The organism is Thermodesulfobacteriota bacterium, assembly GCA_039028315.1.
Lineage (GTDB): Bacteria > Desulfobacterota_D > UBA1144 > Nemesobacterales > UBA2774 > CR02bin9.
The window spans coordinates 1-8,491 of record JBCCIH010000103.1 but is presented as its reverse complement, the minus strand read 5'-3'; the positions used below and the strand labels follow the sequence as shown (position 1 = coordinate 8,491).

The window sequence follows — 8,491 nt, the reverse complement described above, 5'->3', positions numbered from 1 at the left end:
GTTTAATAGTAGAGCTTTGTATTTTTTGGCTGTCTTTATTTTTCTTACTGTGATTCCCTTAAAATCTGCGTATTCAAATTTTGTTTGTTTACCCAATTGCAATGTAAATGATGGAAAGATGTTTGCCTTCAGCGGCGTAGGCTTAGCAACTACTAATGAAGATGTTTTAGAACTAAGGGTCACGTCCCCTGCTGACAGTGCTCAATTTGAAATTGGTATATTTGACGGAGACGCAGATAACACATGGGATACGGTTTCAGGCGGTGTGCCCGCTCTACTTGATATTGAGATTTTCTTAGATCCTGATGCAGACGGGACTGGAACTACTTCTATTGCCAGATATTCAAGCGACGGATCTTTCGGTAATAACACTGGAAACCCTATGCCAGATAATGATTGGTCTTCAATTGTGTTAAGTAACGTTCCCGGTGCGTTAAATTCAGACGGTACACAGCATGTTTACAAGCTGACTATAACTAATCTTAATAACGGTATTTCTTCGGCAAATACATTTAAGGTAAGATCAGACGGACAGTTATTTGCGGTTGCTGGACAGCCGTTCTCCTACCTGATTCTTATCACAACTGAGCTTGCTTTTGATATTATTTATCCCAATATCGATTTCTCAGACCCGCTTTGTAGTGATGCTGCAGCGTTTTTACCATATTTCTATTGTGATCCGGCTGATCCAAGTTGCTGCATCTCCAATACTAACTACGACGGACGCTGGGACTTTAATTTCTTAGTTCCACAAGGAGTTGACACTCTTGAAATATGGGACGGAGACTTAGACTTTGGCTCAGCATCACTTAATTCTCAGGACCAATGCGATTTTGCTGATGGGGTAGACGTGGATAGTGATGACCAGAATACACCAAATAATACAATACCGCCTTGGGCCCAAGGAACATCGGTTAATTTTGAGGGTATGGTTAGCCCCACTAATCCTAGTGATGACAGTGGGTGCTCAAGAATTATTAGCAGGCCTCCAAGTGTTATTTATTCCCTAGTAAGCCCAGATGGGACGAGATATGAAAATACGAACCCTTCAGGTGATCAGGAGTGGGAACTCTTTAGTATAAGCACTAAGCCATTTGATCCAGACTTATATGACATTTCGGTCCCGGTAATTCCTCAAGGGGTTTGGAGAGTTGAAGTAAATGGGAATGACTTAACAAACCTAAATGCGTTTACACTTCCCTATGACTTATGTGCAGTGGATAGCTCCGGTATTGCGGTCGGCTGTGATGGAAGGGTAGAAGAAATTCCGACAATTAATCAATGGGGAGCAGCCGCGCTTTCTGCGGTGTTTGCGCTAATAGCTATTTATTATATAAGGCTCAAGAAAAGAAAGGTAATTTCAAAAGTGTAATAATTACAGCTGCTATATCAATAATTCAAGCAATGACTTACTCCATTAAATAGTTCAATAGATCTTTGATTTTGTTAGTCAAAAAAAAGGGACAAGCCAAAAGTGACTTGCCCCTTTAAGAGCACGGAGTTGATAGGGTATGTAAAAGATAATATTCCCTGATTGTTAATCCTATGTTAGATTTAAATTAAGAAAAGGTTAATGAAAAATCCTTTGTTTCTCTTGTTCATTCGAGCCAGGTTTATTGGTTAAAGATAAAGTTTACAGCTTTTAGGGTTGACATTTGACCCAAGATATATCAATACTACTCCCCATACCTATTTAGGAGCTGTTATTTCTTTCAAATGAGACTTTGCACACTAGCCAGCGGCAGTTCAGGTAACTCACTTTTTATAGAGTCAAACGGTAGTAAAATTCTAGTAGACGCTGGAATAAGTATGAGGCAGATCAAGCTCAGATTAGAGCTTTTAGAGGTAGATATTTCTGATATTGACGCTGTTATTATTACACATGAGCACTCTGACCATACACATGCTATTAATAGGCTTAATATTCCGACCTATGTTACGAGTTCGATAGTAGATCTTTGGAAAGACAAAGTCAAAATACTAAAAGAGTTCGCAAGCGATTGCAGTTTTGATATTAAAGACTTTCTAATTACACCTTTCTCTGTACCCCATGATGCTGTTGATCCGGTCGGTTTTACAATCGAAACAGCTGATAGCAACAAAGTAGGAATTGTGACGGATATAGGCTGTGCAACATCGCTTGTAAAACAGAGACTTAGAGGCTGTAATGCACTATTGTTAGAGTACAACCATGATAGCGAAATACTTAATTACAGTCATTATCCTTGGGACTTAAAGCAGCGAATAAAGGGGCGTTTGGGGCATTTATCAAACGGCCAGGCATCTGAGCTATTACAAGAACTTATGCATGACGGGCTTAGGCATGTGATATTGGGCCACTTAAGCCAGGTAAACAACAAACCAGAGGTTGCGTACCGAGCGGCTCAAAAAGTAGTTAAGAAAAACGGCGCTGAATCAGGTGTAGGCATCAGCGTTGCACCACGCAAAACAATAGGGGAGGTAGTAGAACTTTGATTGATAGATATTCACGTCCAGTGATGTCATCCATATGGTCTGACGAATCTAAATACAATAATTGGCTTAAAGTAGAAATAGCCGTATGTGAAGCATGGGCTCACTTCGGGAGAATACCAAAGGATGCGGTCTCGGACATAAAAGCTAAAGCTGGTTTTGATGTTGATAGAATAAACGAGCTTGAAAAAGAGTTAAAACACGATGTGATAGCTTTTCTTACTTCTGTATCAGAGCATGTAGGAGAAAACTCAAGGTTTATACATCTTGGCCTCACCTCTTCAGATGTTTTAGACACGGCACTTGCGCTTCAGTTAAAAGAGTCATCAGAAATTTTAATCAAGGATATAGAGTCAGTACTTGAAGTTCTTAAGAAAAGAGCATACGAGCATAAAGATACAGTTATGATAGGCAGGACCCACGGTATTCATGCAGAGCCTAAAACACTCGGGCTTGTGTTTGCTTTGTGGTATGACGAGATGAAAAGAAATCTTGAGAGGATGAAAAGGGCAAAGGATGTTATAAGTGTAGGTAAAATTTCAGGTGCTGTTGGAACATTCGCCAATGTGGATCCCAAGGTTGAGGATTATGCTTGCGAGAGACTTGGCCTTAAGCCTGCTACCATATCAACTCAAATTGTTCAGCGTGATATTCACGCGGATTTTTTCCTTACCCTCTCAATTATTGCTTCGACAATAGAAAAGATTGCTGTTGAAGTAAGGCACTTTCAAAGAACCGAGGTCTTAGAGCTTGAAGAACCTTTTGGAAAAGGACAAAAGGGCTCGTCAGCCATGCCTCATAAGAGAAACCCTGTGCTTTCAGAGAACCTATGTGGACTTTCAAGGCTGGTAAGATCATATTCCATCTCTGCGCTTGAGAACATTCCACTTTGGCATGAGCGCGATATCAGTCACTCATCCGTAGAGAGGGTGATTGGTCCTGACGGCACAATTCTTCTTGATTTTATGCTAAGCAGGCTTTCCTATATGTTAGATGGGCTTCAGGTTTATCCAGAGAACATGGAAAAAAACATTTGGCTTACAAGAGGACTTGTTTTCTCTCAAAAAGTTCTTCTTAAATTGATAGAAAAGGGATTTTCAAGGGAAGACGCATATAAAATAGTTCAGACAAAAGCTATGGATACATGGCAGGGGGATGAAGATTTCAAGGAGCTTTTGCTTAGAGACGAGAAAATAAAAGGCTCTTTAAGCCCCGAAGAAATCCAAGAATGTTTTGATGTAACAGCCGATCTACAGAACATTGACAACATCTTTGAGAGGGTTTTTGGATAGTAAAAAACCGATAAATATTGTTTAATTTCATATAGTTGTGACGGTCTTTATTTTTGTTGCTTTCTAAACATTCAGTGGTATAGTTTTAGCTAATCTAAATTAGATCGTAAAAATAGGAGGCAAGTAATGAGAGTCAAATTTCTTGGGGCTGCAATATTAGCTCTATCCTTATTTATATTTGTAGGTACATCTTTTGCGGAGCAAATCTCCACTGAAGAATCTGAAAGACTGAAGACATTTTTTCTGAACAGATTTGGAGCTACTATTCCTGCAGGAGCGGAAGTTGCAGTTTCAGGATTTGAAGCAAGCGGTATAGAGGGCTTTAAAAAAGGAGATTTTATCGTTAGCACAGACCGCGGCGAGCAGGAGATAGCTTTTCTTTTAACTGATGATGGTAAATATGCACTAATCGGAACTCCAACCAGCACTGCAGACTTTAAAGCCACAGAAGTAAAAGGTGTTAAAGAAGGCACAATAGCGTACGGATCAAATGCTGTTCCAGTATTGGTTTCAGATGATGGCAAAAACATTTTAATCGGCGCTACAATAGCGAGCACTAAAAATTTCAAAGATTCCGGTTTCGCTGGTTTTAAACAAGGAACCGTACAAGCCGGTGGACGTCCAGTACCTCTTCTTATTCAGGGAGACGCTCAGTATGTGGTTATTGGTGCGGAAGTAATCAGCACAGCAGACTTTGAAGATACTGAGATTGAAGGACTAAAGAAGGGTCAAGTTGGCGGCGGAGGTCGTGCAGTGCCTTTATTCGCTAGCACAGACGGCAAATTCTTGATCCTAGCAACACCAGGACTCGGAACAGACATTATGGATACCACCGTTGATATCCACAAAGAAGTTATGGATCAAATCTCACTTGAAAACGTTCCTAGCAAGGGAGCTGAGAATGGAAAAGTTGCAGTAGTTGAATACTCAGACTTTCAGTGTCCGTTCTGCAAAAGAGGAAAGGACATGCTTCCTATGTTATTAAAAGAATACGGCGATGATGTGACTATCTACTTTAAACAACTACCGCTACCAAATCATAACTGGGCAATGAAAGCTTCTATTGCATCTCTTTGTGCATACGAGCAGGGAAATGATAAGTTCTGGGAATTTCATGATATGATTTTTGATAACCAGAGCAAAATCAAGCTAGATACCGCGGATGAAATATTTAACGGATATGCCAAGGAAATAGGTTTAAACACACAAGAATTTGATAAGTGCGTTAAATCTGACGAAATTGCTGCAAGAGTTAAAGCCGATATGGCTGAGACGCAGGCAATTGGTATTAACTCAACCCCTACGTTTGTTATTAACGGTATGAAGGTGCCGGGAGCAAACCCGGATGGTGTTAAATCTGCAATTGATGTAAAGCTTTCAGAAGGTTCTTAATAATTCTAAAAACAACAATTACTGCACCTGATCTTGTTTGATAAAAATGGGTATCAGGTGCAGTTTTATATTTATACGTTCTTAATTTCCTTAAAATATATGTTATCTAAGATTTATTACTTGCCCGCAGGTATAATTGGTAATAATCTAAATATATAAAATTCACAAGCATCTTTAACTTGTATAAGCGCATCAAAACAAATGTCTACTACAGAAAACACTAACGAAATCAGTAATATTGAGGAAGATGTAATATCCTTTGATTTAGCAGGGCTAAATTCAAGGGCTGCTGCATTTATAATTGACGTTGTGATTATTTCTATAATAGCACTTTTAGCTTTTGGAATAGGGGTGTTTTTTGTTAAGGATCCTGAAATTAGTTTGGGAAATGTTTTTATGCCGATATTTCTTTTGCTTTTTTTCCTCTCTTCCTCATATTTCGTAATATTGAACGGCTATAGCGGAAAAACAATCGGCAAAATGATAGTGGGAATTAAGATAATATCAGATGATGGTGATGGGATTGGGTTCTGGCAATCGTTTGTAAGATGGATCGGATACTATATTTCAGCAATATTTTTATTCTTAGGATTCATTTGGTCAATATTTGATCAAAACTCACAGTCTTGGCATGATAAAATAGCGGGAACATATGTAGTAAAGGAATAAGAATACGAATACCCAATCAGAAATTTACTCCAATTAGGAATCACAACAAAATGGAACATATCAGAGAACTAAATCAAAAGATATCTGAGAATAAAGCTAAACTCGACTCATGGATAAATACTCAGATCAACAGGTCTTTCATCCCACTCTACACTTCTGTTGACTTAAGAATTTCTGACCACAAAGTAGTACCTGTGGATACAAATGTTTTTCCGGCAGGGTTTAACAACCTCTCGCCAATATTTCAAGAGCGCGCATCAAATTTGTTTAAGAACTACTTTCAAAGAGAGTTTCCCAGCACTAAAACTGTCCTAATAGTTCCTGAAATGCATACTAGAAACAGTTTTTACTGGCAAAACATCCTCGTTTTGAAATCTATTCTGCACAGAGTTGGCTATATAGTAAATGTTGGAATTATCACAGAGGACGATGTGCCCCAGGAAATGGAATTTGAGGCGGCCTCTGGAACTAAGATCAAGGCCTATAAAGCGAATAAAGAAAATCACAGAGTTACAATTCCAGGTTTTGATCCCGATCTTCTTTTAATAAATAATGACTTTTCAGAAAAGTGCCCCAAAACTCTAAGAGATATTGCTCAGCCCGTAGAGCCGCCGGTGGAGATTGGCTGGCATACAAGGAAAAAGAGCATACATTTTGAATTTTATAATAAACTTGCTTTAGAAGTTGCCGAGATATTAGGCATTGACCCATGGGTGATCTCAATTGATACGATAGATGATGACGGGGTTGATTTTGATAACCCTGAGGACAGAGAAAAAGTCGCACAGGCGGCTGATCAAATGATAGCCAGATTAAAAGAGGATTATCTAAAAAGAGGTATCAGTGAAGATCCCTACTTATTTATAAAAAGTAACTCCGGAACTTACGGAATGGCTGTATTAAGCGTCTCCTCAGGCGATGAAGTTAGGTCATTTAACTCAGATAAAAGAAAGCGGATGAGAGTGAGCAAAGGTGGAAACCCTGTAAGGGATGTTGTTATTCAAGAGGGAATTCCCACTTCATTTACATATGAGGATAATATATCAGCCGAACCGGTTTTCTATCTTGTGGATACTCAGGTTGCCGGCGGTTTTTTAAGACTGAACAAGAGCAGAAATAATCTAGAGAACCTAAACTCAAGAGGAATGGAATTTGTTCATTTTGATCCATGTGATGAGGCAGCTCATACAGATGACGTAGAAATTCTATGCTCACCCGCGCTAGATTTAGTTTCCCGAATAGCAACCATCGCTGCGGGTTATGAAATTGAGAAGATATTAGATGAAGGCGGCTGCAAAGAGGAAGTAGCTTAAATCTTATTCACCTTAAGCCACATATTACTTATTTGTCTGGCATTAGCATCTGCCCTGACTTTTTAGCTAAATCCAAAGTTCTTTTTAATAGCACTGTATAGATTGGCTGACCGCCCAGCATTTGCGCTACAATTGTAGCCGTGAGACATGTTAAAATGAGCGGCAGAATCATAAAATAATTTCCTGTCATTTCTATCGTAAGCGCGATACCCGTAAGCGGCGCCCTTACTGTAGCACAAAATAGCGCTGCCATCCCGGCCACTGCAAATACTTCTGGTTGCACTACCATATGCGGAAGAAGAAGGTGCGCCATATTTCCAAACCACATTCCAAATAAAGTTCCTAAAGCCAACATCGGGGCAAATATGCCTCCAATAGCTCCTGATCCATAACTGACCATAGTTGTCCCAAACCTGACTACAAATAGGAGTAGCATAAGCATTACTGGAATTGAGCCGTTAAGGGCTTGAGGGATTACAACGTAGCCGCCGCCAACAGACTCTGGAAAGAGCCAGACCAAAGCTCCAATTACTCCGCCAACAATAAGCCCAGTCAGGGTAAATGGCCAGCCTGTAAGGTTAGAGAAGAAATTAAGAGTTATAACTAGAAGCTTATTAAAATAGAATCCAAAAATGCCAAACACACAGCCAAAAACTAGAAATAAGAAAAGTGAGGGAAGGGGCGGAGTTGAAAGCATGTGCATGGGGATCTCAAGCTGCTGACCGACCATAATCCTTAGAACTATATCGGCTGATGCACAGGCAATAATTACTGCCTGAACTGATAAAAAATTGTACTTAAACTCGGGACGCATCTCTTCGAATACAAAAAGTATTCCTGCAAGCGGCGCATTAAATGCAGCGGATAGTCCTCCACCAGCTCCTGCTGCGACTAATGCATGAGTATCATCTTTATTGGCCTTAAATATATCGGATATCATCTTCCCGATGTTACCACCCATTTGAATCGTTGGACCCTCACGACCTAAAACCATGCCGCTTCCAAGTGAGAGCAGTCCTCCAAAGAATTTAATTGGAATTACTCTTTTCCATCTAAGGGGTCTTACTTCATCAAGTGCTCCTTCTATTTCCTGTACGCCACTGCCGCCGGTTTCAGGCGCAATTTTTCGTACAAGTAAAAACGCGAGGTAGACCATTATTGCAGAAATAACAATTGATCCAATAAGAGGTAGGCCAGGGGTTGCTTCAAGTAGTTTGAAAAACAGATCTTTTAAGTCTGCTATATATTTTAAGGCAATCTGAAATAGCGCTCCCATGAATCCTGTAAAAGAGCCTACTAAAATAGCCCATAGCAGTACCTGGCTGCTACCTTTTTGGGCTGCGGCCAGTCTTG

7 protein-coding genes are annotated in these 8,491 nt (G+C 39.9%); 6 read left to right on the top strand and 1 reads right to left on the bottom strand.

What is annotated here, in order from left to right:
* From AAF462_07445 to gshA, 6 genes are all read left to right on the top strand, one after another.
* Positions 1-1,372 (top strand): hypothetical protein (locus tag AAF462_07445; protein MEM7008951.1); only part of this gene is annotated, 1,372 nt, incomplete at its 5' end.
* Between the two features lie 344 nt (positions 1,373-1,716).
* A complete protein-coding gene (locus AAF462_07440; protein ID MEM7008950.1) occupies positions 1,717-2,475 on the top strand; it encodes an MBL fold metallo-hydrolase in 759 nt (252 codons plus the stop codon).
* Positions 2,472-3,764, top strand: coding sequence for an adenylosuccinate lyase (purB, locus tag AAF462_07435; protein MEM7008949.1), 1,293 nt, complete (start codon positions 2,472-2,474; stop codon positions 3,762-3,764). The genes AAF462_07440 and purB overlap by 4 nt, the downstream gene beginning before the upstream one ends.
* A 126-nt stretch (positions 3,765-3,890) precedes the next feature.
* Complete coding sequence (locus AAF462_07430; GenBank protein ID MEM7008948.1) at positions 3,891-5,156, top strand: thioredoxin domain-containing protein; 1,266 nt, start codon at positions 3,891-3,893, stop codon at positions 5,154-5,156.
* Positions 5,157-5,357: 201 nt separating this feature from the next.
* Positions 5,358-5,825, top strand: a complete 468-nt coding sequence (locus AAF462_07425; protein ID MEM7008947.1) for an RDD family protein — start codon at positions 5,358-5,360, stop codon at positions 5,823-5,825.
* A gap of 50 nt (positions 5,826-5,875) precedes the next feature.
* A complete protein-coding gene (gene gshA, locus AAF462_07420; protein MEM7008946.1) occupies positions 5,876-7,138 on the top strand; it encodes a glutamate--cysteine ligase in 1,263 nt (420 codons plus the stop codon).
* 28 nt (positions 7,139-7,166) lie between these two features.
* Here the strand turns inward: gshA and clcA are convergent.
* Positions 7,167-8,491, bottom strand: a 1,325-nt coding sequence (clcA, locus tag AAF462_07415; GenBank protein MEM7008945.1) for a H(+)/Cl(-) exchange transporter ClcA, incomplete at its 5' end; no start/stop codon positions are given.

Excerpts from the sequence above, each read along its gene's own strand:
- AAF462_07440 (MEM7008950.1), top strand. The coding sequence starts at position 1,717 with ATGAGACTTTGCACACTAGCCAGCGGCAGTTCAGGTAACTCACTTTTT.
- AAF462_07430 (MEM7008948.1), top strand. The coding sequence starts at position 3,891 with ATGAGAGTCAAATTTCTTGGGGCTGCAATATTAGCTCTATCCTTATTT.
- AAF462_07425 (MEM7008947.1), top strand. The coding sequence starts at position 5,358 with ATGTCTACTACAGAAAACACTAACGAAATCAGTAATATTGAGGAAGAT.
- gshA (MEM7008946.1), top strand. The coding sequence starts at position 5,876 with ATGGAACATATCAGAGAACTAAATCAAAAGATATCTGAGAATAAAGCT.